The 20309-nt window shown below is 43.9% G+C and carries 19 protein-coding genes; 12 read left to right on the top strand and 7 right to left on the bottom strand.

Translation table 11 applies throughout. The annotated features are described in order from the left end of the window. Window positions 1-479: 479 nt before the first annotated feature. On the bottom strand, window positions 480-1355 hold the full coding sequence (locus BLR84_RS26575) for a hypothetical protein (protein WP_143014004.1): 876 nt from the start codon (window positions 1353-1355) through the stop codon (window positions 480-482). 370 nt (window positions 1356-1725) lie between these two features. Here BLR84_RS26575 and hemC point away from each other — a divergent pair, with 370 nt between their 5' ends. The 8 genes from hemC (at window position 1726) to BLR84_RS26535 (ending at window position 9848) form a co-directional block, all read left to right on the top strand. Further along, entirely contained in the window at window positions 1726-3300 is a 1575-nt protein-coding gene (gene hemC, locus BLR84_RS26570) for a hydroxymethylbilane synthase (RefSeq protein WP_090473289.1), read from the top strand. A 91-nt stretch (window positions 3301-3391) separates the two neighbouring features. Next, window positions 3392-4363, top strand: coding sequence for a porphobilinogen synthase (hemB, locus tag BLR84_RS26565; RefSeq protein WP_090473288.1), 972 nt, complete (start codon window positions 3392-3394; stop codon window positions 4361-4363). Window positions 4364-4477: 114 nt separating this feature from the next. Beyond that, window positions 4478-5848, top strand: a complete 1371-nt coding sequence (hemL, locus tag BLR84_RS26560) for a glutamate-1-semialdehyde 2,1-aminomutase (protein ID WP_090473287.1) — start codon at window positions 4478-4480, stop codon at window positions 5846-5848. 112 nt (window positions 5849-5960) lie between these two features. Continuing rightward, window positions 5961-6836: a sensor histidine kinase gene (locus BLR84_RS26555; protein ID WP_090473286.1), complete on the top strand. Its 876-nt coding sequence runs from the start codon at window positions 5961-5963 to the stop codon at window positions 6834-6836. Window positions 6837-6851: 15 nt separating this feature from the next. Then, window positions 6852-7559 (top strand): response regulator transcription factor, encoded by a 708-nt coding sequence (locus BLR84_RS26550; RefSeq protein ID WP_090473285.1) that lies wholly within the window; start codon window positions 6852-6854, stop codon window positions 7557-7559. Next, the gene (locus BLR84_RS26545; RefSeq protein WP_090473284.1) at window positions 7559-8080 is read left to right on the top strand and encodes a hypothetical protein; all 522 of its coding nucleotides are present in this window, start codon (window positions 7559-7561) and stop codon (window positions 8078-8080) included. Before BLR84_RS26550 ends, BLR84_RS26545 begins: the two co-directional genes overlap by 1 nt. Before the next feature lie 94 nt (window positions 8081-8174). Beyond that, the gene (gene hemE, locus BLR84_RS26540; protein WP_090473283.1) at window positions 8175-9200 is read left to right on the top strand and encodes a uroporphyrinogen decarboxylase; all 1026 of its coding nucleotides are present in this window, start codon (window positions 8175-8177) and stop codon (window positions 9198-9200) included. Window positions 9201-9311: 111 nt separating this feature from the next. Beyond that, window positions 9312-9848 carry a CopD family protein gene (locus BLR84_RS26535; RefSeq protein ID WP_090473282.1) on the top strand — a complete coding sequence of 179 codons (537 nt, stop codon included), beginning with the start codon at window positions 9312-9314 and terminating at the stop codon, window positions 9846-9848. 113 nt (window positions 9849-9961) lie between these two features. Here the strand turns inward: BLR84_RS26535 and BLR84_RS26530 are convergent, their stop codons facing one another. Continuing rightward, on the bottom strand, window positions 9962-11227 hold the full coding sequence (locus BLR84_RS26530) for a metal-dependent hydrolase family protein (protein WP_090473281.1): 1266 nt from the start codon (window positions 11225-11227) through the stop codon (window positions 9962-9964). Window positions 11228-11331: 104 nt separating this feature from the next. On the opposite strand from BLR84_RS26530, the gene BLR84_RS26525 reads away from it, so the two are divergent. From BLR84_RS26525 to BLR84_RS26510, 4 genes are all read left to right on the top strand, one after another. Further along, a complete protein-coding gene (locus BLR84_RS26525; RefSeq protein ID WP_090473280.1) occupies window positions 11332-11901 on the top strand; it encodes an RNA polymerase sigma factor in 570 nt (189 codons plus the stop codon). After that, a complete protein-coding gene (locus BLR84_RS26520) occupies window positions 11885-12652 on the top strand; it encodes a hypothetical protein (protein ID WP_090473279.1) in 768 nt (255 codons plus the stop codon). The genes BLR84_RS26525 and BLR84_RS26520 overlap by 17 nt, the downstream gene beginning before the upstream one ends. Window positions 12653-12669: 17 nt before the next feature. Continuing rightward, window positions 12670-13488, top strand: a complete 819-nt coding sequence (locus tag BLR84_RS26515; protein WP_090473278.1) for an outer membrane beta-barrel protein — start codon at window positions 12670-12672, stop codon at window positions 13486-13488. A gap of 135 nt (window positions 13489-13623) precedes the next feature. After that, entirely contained in the window at window positions 13624-14622 is a 999-nt protein-coding gene (locus BLR84_RS26510) for an ABC transporter ATP-binding protein (RefSeq protein WP_090473277.1), read from the top strand. 203 nt (window positions 14623-14825) lie between these two features. On the opposite strand, the gene BLR84_RS26505 is transcribed toward BLR84_RS26510, so the two are convergent. The 5 genes from BLR84_RS26505 to leuB form a co-directional block, all read right to left on the bottom strand. Next, a complete protein-coding gene (locus BLR84_RS26505; RefSeq protein ID WP_090473276.1) occupies window positions 14826-15554 on the bottom strand; it encodes a hypothetical protein in 729 nt (242 codons plus the stop codon). A 165-nt stretch (window positions 15555-15719) separates the two neighbouring features. Continuing rightward, window positions 15720-16970: a threonine ammonia-lyase IlvA gene (gene ilvA, locus BLR84_RS26500; protein WP_090473275.1), complete on the bottom strand. Its 1251-nt coding sequence runs from the start codon at window positions 16968-16970 to the stop codon at window positions 15720-15722. 2 nt (window positions 16971-16972) lie between these two features. After that, window positions 16973-18139 (bottom strand): 2-isopropylmalate synthase, encoded by a 1167-nt coding sequence (locus BLR84_RS26495; protein WP_090473274.1) that lies wholly within the window; start codon window positions 18137-18139, stop codon window positions 16973-16975. A 128-nt stretch (window positions 18140-18267) separates the two neighbouring features. After that, complete coding sequence (locus tag BLR84_RS26490; protein WP_090473273.1) at window positions 18268-19023, bottom strand: methyltransferase domain-containing protein; 756 nt, start codon at window positions 19021-19023, stop codon at window positions 18268-18270. A 103-nt stretch (window positions 19024-19126) separates the two neighbouring features. After that, window positions 19127-20203 (bottom strand): 3-isopropylmalate dehydrogenase, encoded by a 1077-nt coding sequence (leuB, locus tag BLR84_RS26485; RefSeq protein WP_090473272.1) that lies wholly within the window; start codon window positions 20201-20203, stop codon window positions 19127-19129. Between the last annotated feature and the right edge of the window lie 106 nt (window positions 20204-20309).

Genomic DNA, 20309 nt, shown 5'->3' with positions numbered 1-20309 from the left:
GGAGCGAAGCTTAGTTTACCCTGCTTCTTGCTCAATCAAATAGTCCAATATAATAATTATGCTAATCTAAAGGAGCGTAGCGTGGCAATCTCCTCATTTAGTCGTAGAGCGCTCAATTGCCGCTAAGGCTGTTACTTTTGTCTTGATACAAAAGTAACCAAAAGATCAAGTCACCAGAAATGCTTCTTTGCGCTCCCGGCCATTACCCTGCAAAGCAGCCAGAACCACGGGCTGCTAAACCTTACCTCCACTTCGTTCGCTCAATTTCTCACGCTTCGGCAAGGTTTGCTAATGCCCTTACAGCCGCACAGGCCACCATTGTTCTGCCCGCTTTCATCCGAAGCTGTTCTGCTGACGGGGAAAGGGAAAATAAAAGAAATCTTGGTGATCCTAAAAATCAAGGTTCAAACAATATACGTTCTTCCCCAGCTTACCTTTTGAGAAAAATCAATAATTCACTAAATCATTAATTAAAAAGCTTAGTAACTCAGTTCATAATCAAAAATGAAAGGCCGATTAGGTGTAGGTACGGTTGTTAAATGAACATGGCCGACCCTGGTTTCGGTGACAGTAAAAACATACTCCCAGCCCGCGTGGTAAACGCTATCGTTGCTATAATACAGCCGCATTGATATGGGCAGCCTGCCCAATTGTGCCAGCACGAGGGGGTGCATATTAAAGTCGAGAAAATAAGAAAGCGCCTGGGCGTTGAAATCAATCTTATCTGTAAATTTTGTGAACAATACGTAGGTGTAGTTTGAAGTATCCTGACTGCTGGAAATAACTGATTTTGCCGGTAATCCCTGCGCATCATACTCATATGTGGTTTTATAATGGGTATTTATGGGCGGTAGGTAATACTTGTCTATAAGGGTGATTCTGCCGTTGACGTCATAGGTAAAGGTATCCGTATGCTCAATTTCGGTATTGGGTACTTTGGTGCCAACGGGCAAGTAGGCGTATTTGTTGATATGGTCAATGTAAGTTACCTGCCCCTGCGCGTTGTAATGATAGTTTTCGGTATACTGGTAATTTTGGCCGTCGTCAAACACTTCAGCAATGATATGATTGCCATTATAAGTGAAATCAACGTTTGTTTGGGCTGGGAACTGGTAAGCGGTATGGCTAATGTGAGTGAGTTTGTTTTGGGCATCATAAGTGTAAAATATCGAATCGCTTTTGTACCCCTCGGCAAGGTTGGTTTGGTAAACCTTTTTCAGGTTGAAGACTTTTGGGGTAACAGGAGTCACAGGTGTAACAGGGGGATCGGGCGTTTTAACCGGCTTGTCCTTCTTACATGTGGTAAAAACCAGGGCAAACATTAGGATCGTAAAACAGGCGTAGGTAGATTTCATCTACCTAAATATAAGGATGTTATGTTTTGTATTTGTTATTCGTTTTAGTCATTTACGGGTGTGCAGGGAAACCGCGGTTATCTGTTCGCATTGACCGCGTTAGGGATAGCAGCGGATACCGGCCCCACGCCTAATGCCTGCAGGCGTATGAGCGGATAGCCCGGGCCGAAGGCAACGCCCGATAATGTTTAATGTCTTTATACCCATATTTACTAAGCCCTTGACAGCTTATCTTTTGAAAAAAAACACTAATTCACTAAGTCATTAATTCAATAATTAACAATTATTAGTCAGCCTACTTTCATAACATGAATTAATGTTAAATTCATGCCTATAAAAAATTAAATTTGCACCGTAAAAAATCATTCTTTTGGACAGAACACTGATAATAGGAACCCGCGGCAGTGAATTGGCACTATGGCAGGCTAATTTTGTAAAAGACAGCCTTGCAGCCATTAACGTAAATGCCGAACTGAAGATCATAAAAACCCAGGGCGACCGTATACTAAACCTGAGCTTTGATAAGTTAGAAGGAAAAGGATTTTTCACCAAGGAATTAGAAGAAGAATTATTGGCCGGTACCATTGATATCGCGGTACACTCGCACAAGGACCTGCCAACCGAAAACCCTCCGGGACTCATCATCGCAGCAGTTTCAGAAAGGGAAGACCCCTCTGAGCTGTTGTTGATCTTGAAAGATTGTGTGGATGTGCATCAAAAGCTATCGGTAAAATACGGCGCTATTGTGGGTACATCATCCAACAGGCGCAAAGCACAGCTGTTGGCACATCGCCCCGACCTGGAGATAGAAGATCTGCGCGGTAACGTGCCTACCCGAATAGGCAAACTGCGCGATGAAAAATACGATGCTATTATGATAGCCAAAGCAGGGGTAGTGCGTTTAGGTTTAGACCTGAGCGAGTTTCACGTAGAGGAAATTACCCCGGTGGAGCTGATACCCGCTCCGGCACAGGGAGCACTGGCTATCCAGATCCGCGAAAGCAACCAGGAAGTTTTTGATATACTGCAAACCCTGCACCACCCCGATGTGGCCGAAGAACTGGCTGTGGAACGTACTGTACTGAAAATGTTTGGCGGTGGCTGTCACCTGCCATTAGGCTGTTATTGCAGGCGCGATGAAGGGATGTTCCAGGTATTTACCTCTAAAGCTGATGAAGGGGATGAATTTCCAGACAGATTATTTTTGGAGTCGCCCACTACTGAAGGCCTGGCCGCAAAGGTTGTGGCTAAATTTGCTAAAGACCGCAAACACCCATCGAAGGTATTTATATCCCGCGAACTGACTGAGCATAGCTACTTTAAGAAAGCGATGGAACATTTAGGTATCGAGGTAGAAGCGCGTTCGCTTATCCGTACTGTACCGGTGATAACCAAGTTTGATTCCTATATATTAAAAAATATCGACTGGGTATTTTTCTCCAGTAAAAACGCGGTGGATTACTTTTTCCAGCTAAACCCGTTGTTTCCTAAAAAGGTAAAGTTTGGCGTAATGGGCAGCGGCAGCGAAGAGATGCTGCGCCGCAAAGGGTACTTTACCGATTATGTGGGCGAAGGTACCGATACCGCCGAAGTAGCCGAAGAATTTGCCAAGCTGGCAAACGGCAAGATCGTGTTGTTCCCTGGTGCCGAAAGTCCGATGAGGAGCATACAGCAGGGATTATCTGCCGATACCAAGATTATTGATCTGCCGGTATATGAAACCGTACTGGAAGAAGAAGTAGAAACCAGCGGCGCTAATGTGATGGTGTTTACCAGTCCATCCAACGTAGAGGCTTATTTTGCCGATAACCTGTTGGATCCATACCAAAAGGTGGTAGCCATTGGTAAATCAACCGGGAAAAAATTTGATGAAATGGGTGTAAAATATACCCTGCCGTACTCACCCGACGAAGTCGGGCTGGCCGAGGCTGTGTTTGGACTTTAACAAGTCCATAGTCGATGGTCGATAGTCCATAGACTTTAAATGATGATGAAAAGAGCCATGGACTATCGACTATGGTCCATGGACTGAAAATATGTTACAAAGACCACGTAGAAACCGGAAAAGTGAAGTGATACGCCAAATGGTGCAGGAAACACACGTTAGCGCGGCTAACCTGATATTCCCACTGTTTATTGTGGATGGTACGTTTCAAAAAACAGAGGTAGCTTCCATGCCCGGCATTTATCGCTACTCTGTTGATAATTTACTGCGCGAAATTGAAAGCTGCCTGAAATTGGGATTAAACTCTTTTGATCTGTTCCCCAATATCGAGGACTCTTTAAAAGACCCTCTGGCTACTGAAAGCTATCGTGATGATAGTTTGTACCTGCGGGCCATACGTGAAGTTAAAAAGAACTTCCCGGAGGCTTGTGTGGTTACCGATGTAGCGATGGATCCCTACAGCAGCGATGGCCACGATGGTATTGTAAAAGATGGTGTGATCCTGAATGACGAAACGCTGGATGTATTGGGCAAAATGGCCCTGGCCCACGCCCAATGCGGTGCTGATATCATCGCCCCGTCTGACATGATGGACGGTCGCGTAGGATATATTCGTAATGTATTGGACGAAAACGGCTTTACAAACGTTTCTATCATGTCATACTCAGCCAAGTATGCCAGCGCTTTTTATGGCCCGTTCAGGGATGCCTTAAATTCGGCTCCCAAGTTTGGCGATAAAAAAACATACCAGATGAACCCGGCCAACCAACGAGAAGCGTTGATAGAGGCTAATTTGGACGAACTGGAAGGCGCCGACTTTTTAATGGTAAAACCGGCATTGCCTTACCTGGATGTGATTAAACTGATAAAAGATAATACCGAATTGCCGGTAGCGGCCTACAACGTAAGCGGCGAATACGCGATGATCAAAGCGGCCATACAAAAAGGCTGGTTGAATGAGCAGCGCGCCATTACCGAGGTGCTTACCAGCATCCGCAGGGCAGGCGCTACCGCGATACTAACCTATCACGCCAAAGAGGTTTTGGAGAATAAATGGCTTTAGAAAAGAAATTCTAAACTCTAATTTCTAAATCCTAAAAAAATTAATTAGAGTTTATCAATAATGGATCTTTGAGTTTTAGAATTTAAAGATTAGCATTTAGAGATTAAAAGAAACATGTTAGATTCAATAAAGAAAATGTTTTCGGGTGAGGCTAATGAGCCTTTAAATACTACAGGCAAGCCTGATATCAGCAGGGAAAAGTCTGCGGAGTTATACGCGAAAGCGAAAACCTATTTTCCGGGTGGTGTAAATTCACCGGTAAGGGCGTTCAAATCTGTTTATGGTACGCCTTTGTTTATACAAAAAGGCGATGGCAGCCATATCTGGGATGCCGATGGTAACGAATTTGTGGATTTTTGCTGCTCATGGGGCCCGCTCATTTTAGGACATAACAACACGAAGGTTAGGGAAAAAGTGACCGAAGTAATGCAAAATGGCATGTCGTTCGGAGCGCCAACCGCTTTGGAAAATGAACTGGCTGAGCTGATCCTGAAAAATAATAAACTGATTGAAAAACTGCGTTTTGTAAGCTCCGGTACTGAGGCCGTTATGTCGGCTATTCGCCTGGCCCGCGGTTATACCAAACGCGACAAAATATTGAAGTTCGAAGGCTGTTATCATGGTCACGTAGATGCCTTGCTGGTAAAAGCGGGTTCGGGACTGGTAACTTTTGGCGAAACCTCATCAGCAGGTGTTCCCAAAGCTTTTGCCGACGAAACCATCGTTGTATCCCTGAACGATAAGGAAGCTTTAACCAAAGCTTTTGAAGATTTTAAAGACCAGATTGCCGCCATTATTATTGAGCCTATACCGGCCAACAATGGTTTGCTGCTACAGGAAAAAGAATACCTGCAGTTTTTGCGTGATATATGTACCCAAAACGGAACCCTGCTGATATTTGATGAAGTAATATCAGGCTTCAGGATCGGGTTTGAAGGTGCATCTGGTCATTATGGTATTAAGCCGGATATCATTACCTATGGTAAGATCATCGGTGGGGGTATGCCTGTTGGCGCTTACGGATCATCAGCAGCTATCATGGCTAATATATCGCCCGAAGGGCCGGTCTATCAGGCTGGTACATTATCAGGCAACCCGGTGGCTATGGCCGCAGGTATTGCCCAATTGAGCGAATTGTTGAAAATGGGTTTCTATCGCGATTTGAACAACAAGACAGAGGAGTTCCGCGATGCGGTACAACGCTTTGCCACAGCACGTAACTATAAGTTTAAGGTGTTTGGCATCGGCTCCATATTCTGGTTTGCTTTTACAGATAAAGAGTATATTCGTAAAGCCGAAGATATTGATGCCTCCAGTATGGAAAAATTCAAGAAATTCCACCGCGAACTGATTAACCGGGGTATTTACCTGGGGCCATCAGGTTATGAAGTGGGCTTTATATCATCGGCACATACAAAAATAGACCTGGAGAAAGCTAAACGTGCTATCTTTGATAGTCTTGACCTGGTATTTAACGGAAAATAGCACCCCACCCAAACCCTCCCAAAGGAGAGGGCTTTAAAGAAAGGTGTCATTTAGTATTAAAAAATAAAATAAAGTCTCCCCTTTCGGGGGAGATTTAGAGGGGGTTATAACAATGAAGAAGCCATTTATTATTTTCTATGCGCTCATCATATACGCCGTTTCCGAACTGGTTTGGTGGGGGTATATGCTGATGAAATTACAGCCGCAACGCATCGGGATGATCCTGGGCGAAGGCTCGATGTTCATATTGATATTAGTGGTAGGGGCTTATAGCCTGCACGCGTCGATCAACAAAGAGCGTAAGCTGCAAGAGCAGAAAAGGAATTTTTTGCTTTCGGTTACGCATGAGCTTAAATCGCCTTTAGCCTCTATTAAAATATTGCTGCAAACCATTCAGAAGCGCTCTTTAACCAAAGAACAGCTGCTTGATTTTGTGAGCAAATCATTACTGGATGTGGAACGCTTGGATGATATGGTAGAGAATATGCTGCTGGCATCAAAAATCGATAACCGGTCATACACCTTCCCCAAAAACAGTTTTAACCTTTCGGTTTTGGTGGATAGTATTGTGAACCGTTTGCAGATCACCAAATGCGATTGCAATCAGCAGATCATTGATGCCGAAATAGAACCCAAGATAGAGATCACCGGCGATAAGTTCGCGCTGACATCGGTGGTAACTAACCTTATCGAGAACGCGGTTAAATATTCCAGTCCCTGCTCGGCAGTGGCGGTAAAATTGTTTTCTAAAGACGATAAGGTTTACCTGGAAGTGGCCGACCAGGGCATTGGTATAGCCGATAACGAAAAAACACGTATTTTCGATAAGTTTTACCGTGTAGGCAGCGAGGATACCCGTAATACCAAGGGTACCGGACTGGGGCTTTATATTGTAAAAGAAGTGCTTGATAAACACCAGGCCAGCATTAAAGTACGGGATAACCGTCCGGCGGGCAGTGTTTTTGAAGTAGTATTTGGATTAACCTAAATTTAAAAAAATAACATGCCTAACAAGAAAAGAATTTTATTAGCTGAAGACGAAGAACATTTGTTGGAAGCCATCAAACTTAACCTTGAGCTGGAAGGATATAAAGTTTCTACAGCTAAAAATGGTAAAAAGGCTTTACAGTTGTTTAAGGAAGAGCGTTTTAACCTGGTGATATTAGACGTAATGATGCCCGAGATTGACGGCTTTGTTGTAGCCGAAACTATCAGGCTTGAAAATACTGAAGTGCCTATTATGTTTTTAACCGCTAAAAACACTAATGAGGACAAAATAGCGGGTCTTAAAAAAGGCGCCGATGATTATCTGACTAAACCATTTAACCTGGAAGAGCTGATTTTAAGGGTGAACAACCTGGTAAAACGCAGCCTGAAAGGTGAGGATCTGAAAGAGTTTAACAGCTATAAAATTGGTGATAAAACCATCCATTTTAACTCTTTTGAACTAGTAAATGCCGATGGCTCGATCACCGCGCTTACCAAAAAAGAAACCATGCTGCTTAAACTGCTTATTGAACGCAGAAATGATGCTGTATCGCGCGAACAGATTCTGGAAACGGTTTGGAACTATGATGTATATCCATCCACCCGTACCATTGATAACTTTATCCTAACCTTCCGTAAGTATTTTGAACCAGATCCTAAAAACCCGGTTTATTTTCACTCTATCCGTGGTGTAGGTTATAAGTTTACCGATAATCAGCATTAATGTTCAGTAACAGGGTACGTTTATTTATAGCATTTATTTTCCTGTTATCGTTAGGCCTGTTACTGTACCTGCGCATTTATGAACTGGCAGCAGTAGCGGTAATGATGATCTTGCTGCTCATTTGGGATTACTTTAAACAAGGTACCCTGGTAGTAGCGGCCAAGTATTTTCATGCCAAGGACTATGTAAAAACCGAAGCATCGTTAAAAGAGATCAGTAACCCCAAATGGTTAAGCAAAAAGCGCCGTGGGTTTTATGAATACATATACGGTGGTGTTTGTATCCAGCGGCAGGAATTTGAAGCCGCTGAACAGCATTATGAGCTGGCCGCACAATACCCGCTGCATACGCTGAATGATCACGTGGCTGCGTTGGTTACCGTAGCTAATCTCAACATCAGGTTTGGTAATTTTGATAAAGCCAAAGCTTATTTAGGATTAGCCGAAAAACATACAGATAAAATGACAGCCAAAATGAAGGAGGTAATTAACCGCCTTCATCAGGAATTGAAAAAACACTAATACAGAGGCAAGAGATAAGAATCAAGACATAAGACAAAATACAAAGCAACAAAATCTTGATTCTTGACTCTTATTTCTTGCCTCTTCCAAAAATATGATAGATTCGTTATTAATAAAAGCAGCTTTTTCCGAAAAAACAGAACGCCCGCCGGTGTGGATGATGCGCCAGGCTGGTCGTTTCATGAAAGAATACTGGGATATCAAAAACAAGTATTCGTTCCTGGAAATGTGCAAAACCCCAGAACTGGCTGCTGATGTTACCATGTTACCGGTTGATCTGTTGGGTATTGATGGAGCCATCCTGTTTTCGGACATATTGGTTACCGGCGAAGCCATGGGTGGCGATCTGAGCTTTACCAATGGCGTTGGACCCAAGTTTGCCAACCCGGTACGTACACGGGCCGATGTGGATAACCTGCAAACCGATGTAACGCATAAACTGCAATATGTTGCCGATGCTATTAAAGTGATACAACAGCGTTTAAACGGCCGTATCCCGCTTATTGGTTTTGCCGGCGCCCCGTTTACCGTAATGAGCTACCTGGTAGAAGGCGGATCGACCAAAGATTTTAAACTCACCAAACTGATGCTGCATAATGAGCCCGAACTGGCTCATCAGCTGTTATCAAAAATAGCTACCGTTACCGCCGATTACCTGAACATGCAGATAGCTGCCGGTGTAAATGCTGTGCAGATATTTGACAGCTGGGCACAAGCGCTGGCTTGGGATGATTATAAAGAATTTAGTCACCGTTATATTGCCGAGATCATCAGCAAGCTGAACCGTAAGGATATCCCGGTGATATCTTTCTGCAAAGGCAGTTCGGTATTTGCGCCGTTGATGGCCGAAGCCAAACCGGATGTGATCTCGATTGACTGGAACGTTGATCTGCTGGATATCAAAAAACGTTTACCTGCAGGTATTGCCGTACAGGGTAACCTCGATCCGCATATTTTATATGCCGATAAAAAGGTGATCAAAGAACGGATTTACCGCCTGTTCGATAGGATGAAGGACGAGAATGGTTTCATCTTTAACCTTGGTCATGGTATTATGCCCGATATCCCGTTTGATAACGTGAAGTACGCGGTAGAGGTGATTAAGGAGTACAGGAACTAACAGTAATAGGCGAATATCACCTATTTGCTTAATGGATAAATGGAATCAGGGAAATTTTAATAATTCCCCTTAAGTTCGTGTTTGTTAATCCGTAATTAAATATAACTACCTATGTACAATTACGTTAAAGCCATACACATCATTTTTGTGGTTTGTTATATGGCCGGGCTATTTTATATAGTGCGCCTGTTTATTTACCATACCGAGGCCCAGGAAAAACCGGAGCCTGATCGTAAGATATTATCAGATCAGTTTACCATTATGGAGCGTAAGCTGTGGAATATCATTACCATTCCTTCCATGATCCTTACTGTGGCCGCTGGTATTACCATGTTAATAATGCAACCCGGCTGGCTTCATTTTGGCTGGATGCACCTGAAGCTTACTTTTGTGGTGGTATTGGGTGTATATCACCATATGTGCCAGAATAAGATCAAGCAGATGGCCAATGGCGTATTTAAGTGGACATCGACTCAGTTACGCTTGTGGAATGAACTGGCCACTTTATTGCTGTTTGCCATCGTTTTCCTGGTAGTGCTTAAAAGTGCTCTCAACTGGATCTTTGGCGTAGTAGGCCTTGTTGCCTTAGCCATGATCCTGATGATCGCCGTGAAAATATACAAGCGCTACAGGATGAAGAAGCAATAAAATCCCCCTCGTCATGCTGAACTTGTTTCAGCATCCCACAGGACATTTAACCAGTACGTTGTAAACCTTGCTTGTGGGATGCCGAAATAAATTCGGCATGACCTTGATTGAGATCATTCCTTCACTACAATCCCATCCTTCATCACCAGTTTTACCTGTTTTAAAACCTTCATATCCTCAACCGGGTTACCGGTTACCGCAACCATATCGGCTAAGTAGCCCGCTTTAATATTACCCAGGTTGCTCAATTTAAAAACCGAAGCATTTACAGAAGTAGCAGAACGCAAAACGTCGATCGGTTTCATGCCGTACTCCGCCATCAGTATCATTTCGCGGGAATTATCACCATGCGGGAACACGCCTACATCGCCGCCCATACAAATGATTACACCGGCTTTCATAGCCTCGGTAAATATGTAATGTTTTTGCTTGATGCCGGTCGTTTGCGGATCAATATCTTTTCTCCAGCCTTTATAACTGGCTATAGCCTCGGTAGCAGCCAATGTTGGGCATAACGCTATGCCTTTCTCTTTCATTAATTTAAATAGCTCCGGTGTACCGCCGTCGCCATGCTCAATAGTGGTAACGCTAGCGGCGATGGCCCGGCGCATCCCTTCTTCTGTACCTGAGTGTACGGCAACCATACGTCCGCTGCTTTTAGCAACCTGTACGGCTACTTTCAATTCATCTTCGGTAAAAGTAGGTGCGGGTGTTTCATTCGGTCCCCAGCGATAATCTACATATATTTTAACCAGATCGGCACCATGCCCAATTTGTGACCGCACCGCATGGGTAATACCATCCACTCCGTCGGATTCCTCAGCCCCTTTGGTAATCATATTTTCGGGTACCTCATTTTTAGGACCGTAGCTGCCTGTAGCCACAATGGCACGGGTAGCCACCAACATGCGCGGGCCGGATATCACATGCTTATTGATGGCTGTTTTTAAACCTACATCATCATAGGCAGCGCCTTCAGTACCCAGGTCGCGTACAGTGGTAAAACCTGCTATGAGGGTTTCCCAGGCGTTTACGGTTGCCCGGGCTATGCGTTCGGCCCTGCTTTCGGTGAGTACCTGCTCGTTCCAGCTGGTTTCGTTATAGGGATGCAGGAAAAGGTGCGAATGTCCTTCGATCAGACCGGGCATCAGGGTAGTGCCCTTCAACTCGATGATACGGGCACCTTCCGGAGCTTTTATCTGCGAAGCATCACCCACCGCTTCAATATGATTGCCTTTTACCAGCACCCACCAGCCCGGGTGCATCTGTTCGCCGTCGAAAACGCGGTCGGGTTTAAGCAGGGTATAATATTCGGCAGGTTGGGCAAGCAATTGAAGGCAGCATATAATAAATGCTAATGTGATAAGTGATCTTTTCATTATAAATTAAAGATAGTTTAAAGGAGGTTAAAAAATATACTATAAATATATTTTCGATACCATGCAACCAATTACCAAGGCATTACATCTTAATGCTATAAATGATGTTTTTGGAACCCCAATTTACCATTCAACAATTGATAGACCGCTGCAAAGCGGGCGAACGCAAAGCACAGGAGTTGTTATATAAACAATTCGCGGCCAAAATGCTGGCGGTGTGCATGCGTTATGCTACCGACAGGATGGAAGCCGAGGATATGCTGCAGAACGGATTTATCAGGGTGTTTCAAAAAGCAGCAGACTTTCGGGGCGACGGTTCATTTGAAGGCTGGGTAAGGTGCATTATGGTGCACAGCTCTATTGAATATTATCGTAAACATCATAAAATGCTGCAGGTGCTTAATACGGATGATGTGGGAAATGAGCTATCGGTAAACCCACTGGCAGCATCAAATTTAGATGCACAGGTATTGTTGGGCCTGATACAGCAGCTGGCGCCGGGCTATCGCATGGTATTTAACCTTTATGCGCTGGAAGGCTATTCGCACAAAGAAATAGCGGAGATGATGGGTATCAGCGAAGGGGCTTCCAAATCACAACTATCAAGAGCGCGGACTATATTAAAAGAACAAATTGCAAAAATGGAGGGTAAAAGTTATGGATATGCAGGGTAATGAATTAGATGAACTGTTCCGGTCGTCGCTTGATGAATTGGAAATGCAGCCATCGGCCCATGTATGGACAGGCATAGCCGCTGAGCTGGATGCCGGCAAACGCAAAAGATCGCTGGTGTCTTTTTGGAGTATCGCGGCAGGTATTGTTTTAGCGCTTACTATAGGTGTGCTGTTTATGCCAAAACAGGTTAGGGTAAACAAGCAGGATCCATTAGCTAACAGGATAGTTAAACAAACATCTCCGGTCACTAAAACAATTCCTGTTGTATTAGCTGACCAACAGCAAAACAAAAAAGTAACCAAGGCAGTTATAGCCCCAACTAACCATCTGGCGGCTGTGAAGCTTGAAAGGCTGAACAATAAGGCAGATAAGACTAAAAAATTAAGAGTACAGCAAGAAGGATTGGCAAAGATAAATAATGAGCCACAAGCTGTTTTAACATCCCGTGGAGATGATTTGGCCAGCGCGGTTATACCTGATCATACGGGAGACGAAATATCAGTAAAACCAGCGATACATGACCTGAGTTTGTTGGAGAGCAAATCGCAGCTGGCAGCTTTGACTATAAAACCAGTTAAAGCCCCGGTTAAAAAACATCGTATCCGTAGTATGGGCGATGTGTTTAACGTGGTGATAGCAGCAGTGGATAAGCGCAAGGACAAATTTATTGAATTTTCCAATACCGACGAGGATGACGCTACTATTACCGGCATTAACCTGGGTATTATTAAAGTGAAGAAAGAAAAATAATATATTTACCATTATATATGAAACGCTTAATTTTTACCATCATCATATGCATTGTAGTAAGCACAAGCTTTGCGCAAACCACTTCCGATTCAACTCATACTTCCGTTGATAGCGTTCATAGGAAACGAGTGCGGGTAAAATTAGGTGTGGGGGATGACGCGCCGGCTGTTTCGGTCAACCAACCGGATACCGCCTATCATGTGCACAAGGCGCCGGGCTTTTCGTTCGGGGTAACGTTTTCCCGTATCGATTTGGGTTTGGCTACGCTGATTGATCATGGTAGCTTTACCTTATCACCCAATAACCAGTTTTTGAGTTACCGTCAATGGAAAACCAGCAATTTTGGGTTCGATGTGGTACAGTTTGGCTATCGTTTTAACAGTGCCTTTAAAATATACGTTTCGGGTGGGTTCGACTGGACATTGATCCGCTTACGCAGGGATATCACCATACAACGGAACACCCCGGTTTTAACTTATACCGAGGATGATATCCATTATAGCAAGAACCGCTTTTCGTCAAGTTATTTGCGGATTCCGCTGTCGTTTTACTACCGTAGCCATGAGGATGAAAGAGGCAATTACTTCCGTGTAGTTGCCGGCCCCGAAATTGGCGTATTGCTGAATGGCCGTGTAAAACAAATAAGCGAAGAGAACGGCAAACAGAAATTTAATGACGACTATCATTTTACCAAATTGCGCAAAGGTGCCTTTGTACGTGTAGGTTATGGCCTGATGGGTATTTATGCCAAATATTACTTTAGCGATATGTTTGAGAACAGCCCTGCACAAAACGGATTGAGGAATTTCTCGTTTGGGTTAACATTGGGTTTTTAGTCTGAACCATGATTCATCTGATTTAGGGATTACCTTGATAAGATCATGTCAAAAAAATCATGTTAATCCGTTAATCCGGTAAATCATGGTTCGGACAGAAACTGTGATTCAGACAATTTTGTATCTTTGCCTTTCATGTCAGATACTCCTTTTTTGCAGGCTATTGCGGTAAGTAAAATATATCCTGGTAAACAACTTTCGGGTGTAAAACCAACCAACATGGTGGTGCAGCCCGGTAAAATAACGGCTATTATTGGTGAAAGCGGCAGCGGGAAAAGTACTTTACTGAAACTGCTTTATGGCTTATTATCACCTGATACCGGGGAGGTACAATTTAAAGGCGACCGTATTTGGGGGCCCGAAGAAAAACTGATCCCAGGGCATGATGCCATGAAAATGGTTACCCAGCATACCGACGATCTGAATCTGTTTGCCAAAGTGTGGGATAACGTAGCCGCTATGCTGCCTGCAACCGACCTGGCCGCCAAACAACAAAAAACAGAGCAGGTACTCAAGCAATTGAACATGTTACACATGGCCGAAAGGCGTGTGGCTGATCTGAGCGGTGGTGAAAAGCAGCGTGTAGCCATTGCACGGGCTATTATTACCCGTCCGCAGGTTTTGTTGCTGGATGAACCATTTAACCAGGTAGATACTTCATTCCGGGAAGGCTTGCAGCGCGATATCAGGCAGATAGTAAAAGAAACCGGACTTACAGTGATCATGGTATCGCATGACCCGGCCGAAGTGCTCTCTATGGCTGATGAATTGATCGTGCTGCAAAATGGAGAGATCATCGAGCATGGACATCCTAAAACTTTATACCAGTCGCCAAAGAATCTGTATACCGCGCAATTACTGAGCAATTGCAATGTACTTACAGCCCCCGAAGCCAAACTTTGTGGAGTGGATATTAAAAAAGAACACGCTGTTATATATCCGGAATGGATCAAAACAAAGGTGATCACACCCAATAAAGGCTGGACTGTAAAACAGGTGCTTTTTAAAGGTTTTTATGAAGACCTGATACTGGAACAGAAGGGTGTTTCATTACGCATAGTGAATGAAGAGCCTGGGAAATATGCTGAGGGCGATAAAGTTGCGGTAAGGGTAGGGAAGTGGTTGGAGTATTAAAACCAACCATAAATAGGGCTAATTTGCCATTTTTTATAAAAAATATGTCATTGCGAGGCACGAAGCAATCTCCTCGCGTTCTTATTGGTAAAAAATAGCTATGAGATTGCCACGCTATCGCTCGCAATGACATGATAGAGGGGGCGTTCCTAAGTGTTAAATCCGGGGACTCTGAAGTTGAATGACATTCTTCGGTTTCTTTATTATTCAGCTGCTACAAATGGCGTGAAATACAAGCGTAAATAGCCGTTTTCTAATTTTTTCTGTTCCTCTGTAAATCCATCCACTACAACTGCACTGAACTTGGCTTCAAGGTTGTAGCCGCCGGATGTAACCCGGGTAAAACTGATGATCTCAAATGTGGAATTTTTTTGAAACCCAGGTTTGAGTTGGGTTGGTCTGCTCAAATCAAAAGGAGAATAAGATGCATAACTTCTGCCATTGGCCGAAATAACCATGGCTATACCATTCTCTGAGTTTTCCCGCTCAAAATCTTCTGCATATGGATATTTGCCGATGGTAAATTGCGTAAGCAGGTCTTTTAATGCCGGGAAGTAAATTATACCATCGTTTTTATGCCATTTAGGGTATTTTTTTAAAAAGAGTACCTGAAGGCTCGCACCATCAGATGAAATCGTATTTCGCTGGAAATATAATACAGAATCGGGATTACCAACCAATTCATAATTGGATAAGTTCTTGCTGTCAGGAAAAATAACTTTTTGATTAACCTGTTCGGTGCCTGAACTGTAAGCACTATAAGAATTAGCCATGTATGTTTTACCATCAACCGTATACGAAACCGAATCGTGCACAGCAGCAATTACAGGAGGCTTGTTTCCGGTAGTATCTACTTTAACGGGATGGTCTTTTTGACAAGAGGTAAATGCGGATAAAAGGAGAAGGGAATAAAGAAATGTAGATTTTTTCATGTAGAAATTTGGTGCGAAAATAAGATAATAAGGTTGCTTTTATTATTATAATACAAGTAATATCTAGCGTAAGACCTTAATATTATACAAAGGTTTATTGGAGGAAATAAAAAAGCCCTGGCTTTCAGTGAAGCCAGGGCTGATATTTTGTAAATGGATATTTTTTTACACCAGGTACTCAAACAAGGTACGATCCTTATTGAGCTCGATAACATTAAAGCGATGGGTTAACATGCGTTTTAACAAAGCTGGATAATCTTCAGCTGATTGAAGCTCGATACCTACCAGGGCAGGGCCATTCTCTTTATCGTTTTTCTTGATGAATTCAAAACGGGTAATATCATCATGCGGACCTAATACGTTAGTCACAAACAACTTTAAAGCACCCGGACGCTGCGGAAAGCGTACAATGAAGTAATGTTTAAGACCTTCATACAGTAAGGATTTCTCTTTGATCTCCTGCATACGGGCGATATCATTATTGCCACCGCTCACTATACAAACTACCTTTTTGCCTTTTATTTTGTCCTTGCAAGCATCAAGCACTGCAACAGATAAAGCACCTGCGGGTTCAACCACAATGGCATCTTCGTTATATAGTTTGAGTATGGTGGTACAAACTTTTCCTTCGGGTACCAACAGCATTTCGTCCAGTAACTCGCGGCAAATCTCATAGGTTAAAGTACCTACACGTTTTACCGCTGCACCATCAACAAAACGATCTATCTCCGGTAGTGTGATCGGTTCACCATGTTCAAAAGCTTTCAGCATAGATGGTGCACCTTCCGGCTCAACCCCTATCAGGTAAACTCCAGGAACGTGCTGCCTTAAATAGCTGCTTGTACCAGCTGCCATACCGCCACCACCGATGGGCATAATTACGGCTTCCAGATCTGGCAGATCTTCCAGTATTTCTAAACCTACAGTTCCCTGGCCCTCAATAATGCGATAATGATCAAATGGTGGGATGAAGGTCATCTGATTGGCTTCTGTATAGATTAATGCTTCGCGCAGGCAATCGTCAAAAGTATCGCCTGTTAAAACGATCTCGATGTTGCCGTGCCCATGCATTTCTGTTTGGGTAATTTTTTGTTTTGGGGTTATCTCAGGCATAAAAATTACACCCTTAGTTCCTAAGGCATTGCAGCTGAATGCCACACCCTGCGCATGGTTACCCGCACTGGCGCAAACTACACCACGACTCAACTCTTCGGCGCTTAGCTGACTGATCATGTTGTACGCGCCACGCAATTTGTAAGAGCGCACAACTTGTAAGTCTTCACGTTTGAGGTAAACCTCACATTCGTATTTTGCCGAAAGGCCGGCATTATATTCCAGCGGAGTGCGCTTAACTACGCCTTTCAGGCGTTCATGCGCGGCTTCAAAATCCAGCTGGTTCTTCGTATCAGTTTCCATTATTAGTTTTTTACCAGCTTGTGCGCTACCAGGCTCAACAGATCATTATCGTTGATGTCTAATTTAGCATCTGCAAGGGTTAAAAAGTTGTTATAAGCTTCGGCCAGTTCTTCTTTGCTTAGGTTGATGCCCAGGCGCTCCAGATGGAACTTAAGTGCGTGCCTGCCGCTGCGAGCGGTTAGTACGATACTTGCGCTTGGGAAACCTACATCCTCCGGGCGAATGATCTCATAATTTTCGCGCATTTTCAAAAAGCCATCCTGGTGTATACCAGAACTGTGCGCGAACGCGTTGGCGCCTACAATAGCTTTATTAGGTTGTACCGGCATACGCATTTGTGTACGGATCATTTGGCTAAGCTCATAAAATCTTTTAGAGTCTATCTGTGTATGTAAACCCAGCACCTGATGTGTTTTCAGAATCATGACGACTTCCTCAATAGAAGTATTACCTGCACGCTCGCCAATGCCGTTGATGGTACCTTCTATCTGGCGTGCACCATTCTGCAAACCGGCGATAGAGTTAGCTGTGGCCAAACCCAGGTCGTTATGGCAATGCACCGAAATAATGGCTTTGTCGATATTTTTAACATTCTCTTTCAGGAACTTGATTTTGGCGCCATATTGATCAGGCAGGCAGTAACCGTTGGTATCCGGAATGTTCACTACGGTAGCACCTGCGGCAATTACAGCCTCAACCATTTTGGCCAGGTATTCTACATCGGCCCTGCCGGCATCTTCGGCGTAAAACTCAATATCTTCTACGGCACGTTTGGCATATTTTACAGCTTCCACAGCACGCTCCAGAATTTCTTCGCGGGTACTGTTGAATTTATGCTTGATATGCATATCAGACGAACCAATACCCGTGTGGATACGCGGCCGTTTGGCGTATTTTAACGATTCGATAGCAGCGTCAATATCGCCTTTGTTGGCGCGGGTTAAGGCGCAAACAGTAGGTTCTTTTACAGCTTTTGAAATTTCAACAACACTGTTGAAATCGCCCGGACTTGAAACCGGGAAACCTGCTTCAATAATATCCACGCCCAGCAGCTCCAGTTCTTTTGCTATCTCAATTTTTTCGGGGGTTGTTAACTGGCAACCCGGTACCTGCTCGCCATCGCGAAGCGTAGTATCAAAAACATAAACGCGGTTGGGATCGTGTAACATATCTTTTTTAGATTTGAGATGTTAGATATGAGATTTGAGACTCGTACCTATCATCGGTTAATTCTTTATTTATTTACTTGTTGTGTGTAATTTGAAAGATGAAAAGTCTCAAATCTCACGTCTCATATCTATTCCTTTATCGCCACAAACCGCAGCCTTTTATAATCGGCATACCATTGGCCGTTTTCGTTGTAGTAGGGTTCCAGTTTGTGGGTGATTTCTTTTAATATCTCCGCTTTCTCCTCTTCAGGGATATTCTCCAGGTATTGCGCGCCAAACATGGTAACCCATTTTGCTACACCTTCATCGCCATCCTGTAGCGGTGTTTTACGGTCGTAATGAACCGCGTAGGTTACCCTGAAGCCATGTTCTTCCAGCTTAGTAGCATATTCGCCTACGGATGGAAAATACCAGATCTTAGTATCGGCCTGTACATGGTAGCCATGGTTTTGTAGTACCAGTTGAGTTGCCTCAATTAAGCGGGCCACATTACCTTTACCGCCCATTTCTGCTACAAAACGACCGCCATGTTTTAAACTGTTATACACACTGCGGGCAGCACCATTGGCATCAAGCACCCAGTGCAGGGCCGCGTTTGAAAATACGGCGTCATATTTTTCGTCCGTAAAAAAGTCAGCAGCGTTCTCTACCGCGAAATCAACTTCCGGGTACTTTGCCCTTGCCTGCTCAATCATCTCCGGCGAGAAGTCTGTGCCTTTTACACGGGCTCCTTTATCTTTAATTTGCTGTGTTAAATGGCCGGTGCCGCAACCCAGATCCAGTATATATTCGCCGGGTTTAACATCCAGTAACTCCAGCACATCCTCACCGTATTGAAATACAAAGGCGTGCTTTTGGTCGTACAAATCAGCGTTCCATTTCATATTTAACCCCCTCTAAATCTCCCCCGAGGGGGGAGACTTTTTATTTTAAAAGTTATAACTCCACTACTATAAGCCCTCTCCTTTGGGGAGGGTTGGGTGGGGTCTATAAGTATTCCAACACTTTTTGGCCCATGGCCTTAGTGCCTAAAATTTTGCTTTTGTCGGTATTGGCATCGGCAATGTCGCCGGTGCGGTAACCTTGTTTAAGCGCTTTATCGATAGCCGATGTGATCAGTTTTGCTTCTTCTTTTAATCCGAAGCTGATCTCCAGCATTAGGGCTACTGATAATATAGAAGCCAGCGGATTGGCTTTGTCCTGCCCGGCAATATCATGTGCCGAACCGTGGATAGGCTCAAAGAAACCTGTTCCATCACCAATAGATGCCGATGCCAGCATACCCATCGAACCCGCTATTTGCGATGCCTCATCGGTTAAAATATCACCAAAAAGATTGGCGGTTAATACCACATCAAACTTTTTAGGATTTTTAACCAGCTGCATGGCTGCATTATCAATGAACATGTGCTCGGTTTCAACATCAGGGTATTGCTTGGCTATCTCCTGAACAACCTCGCGCCATAGGCGTGAAGACTCCAATACATTGGCCTTATCAACAGAGCATAATCTTTTGCCACGAACACGGGCTGCTTCATAAGCTTTGATGGCAATACGCTCTACTTCATAGCGTGAATAGATCATCAGATCCGACGCGGTATTACGGTCTTCACTGCGTTTTTTCTCGCCGAAATAAACATCACCGGTCAGTTCCCGGAAGAAAAGGATGTCAGTCCCTTTCAATATTTCGGGTTTCAGGCTCGATGCATCCAGCAGTTCATCAAATAGCATGATAGGACGCAGGTTAGCATATAACCCAAGCTCTTTACGTATTTTCAATAAACCTTGTTCAGGACGTACTTTGGCCGAAGGGTCATTATCATATTTAATGTGACCAATAGCACCAAATAAAATGGCGTCGCTGGCTTTTGCTTTAGCTAAAGTTTCGTCGGGCAGTGGATTGCCGGTTGCTTCAATACCCGCGTGACCCATCAGGGCTTCGTCGAAGGTAAATTCATGGCCAAATTTTTGACCAATTGCTTCCAGTACAGCTTTACCCCAGGTTGTTACTTCGGTACCGATACCATCACCGGGTATTACTAATATATGTTTTTTAAGTGCCATTTAGTTCTTTTTATGTATGTCATGCCGAACTTGTTTCGGCATCTCATTTGAAATAACAGGCTGCTAAGCATGCCGGCATGTCCTGAGGGATCCTGAAACAAGTTCA

The sequence above is a fragment of the Mucilaginibacter sp. OK268 genome (assembly GCF_900103125.1).
Lineage (GTDB): Bacteria > Bacteroidota > Bacteroidia > Sphingobacteriales > Sphingobacteriaceae > Mucilaginibacter.
Note: the sequence above shows the minus strand (reverse complement) of the source record. Positions and strands in the feature narration are given on the sequence as shown.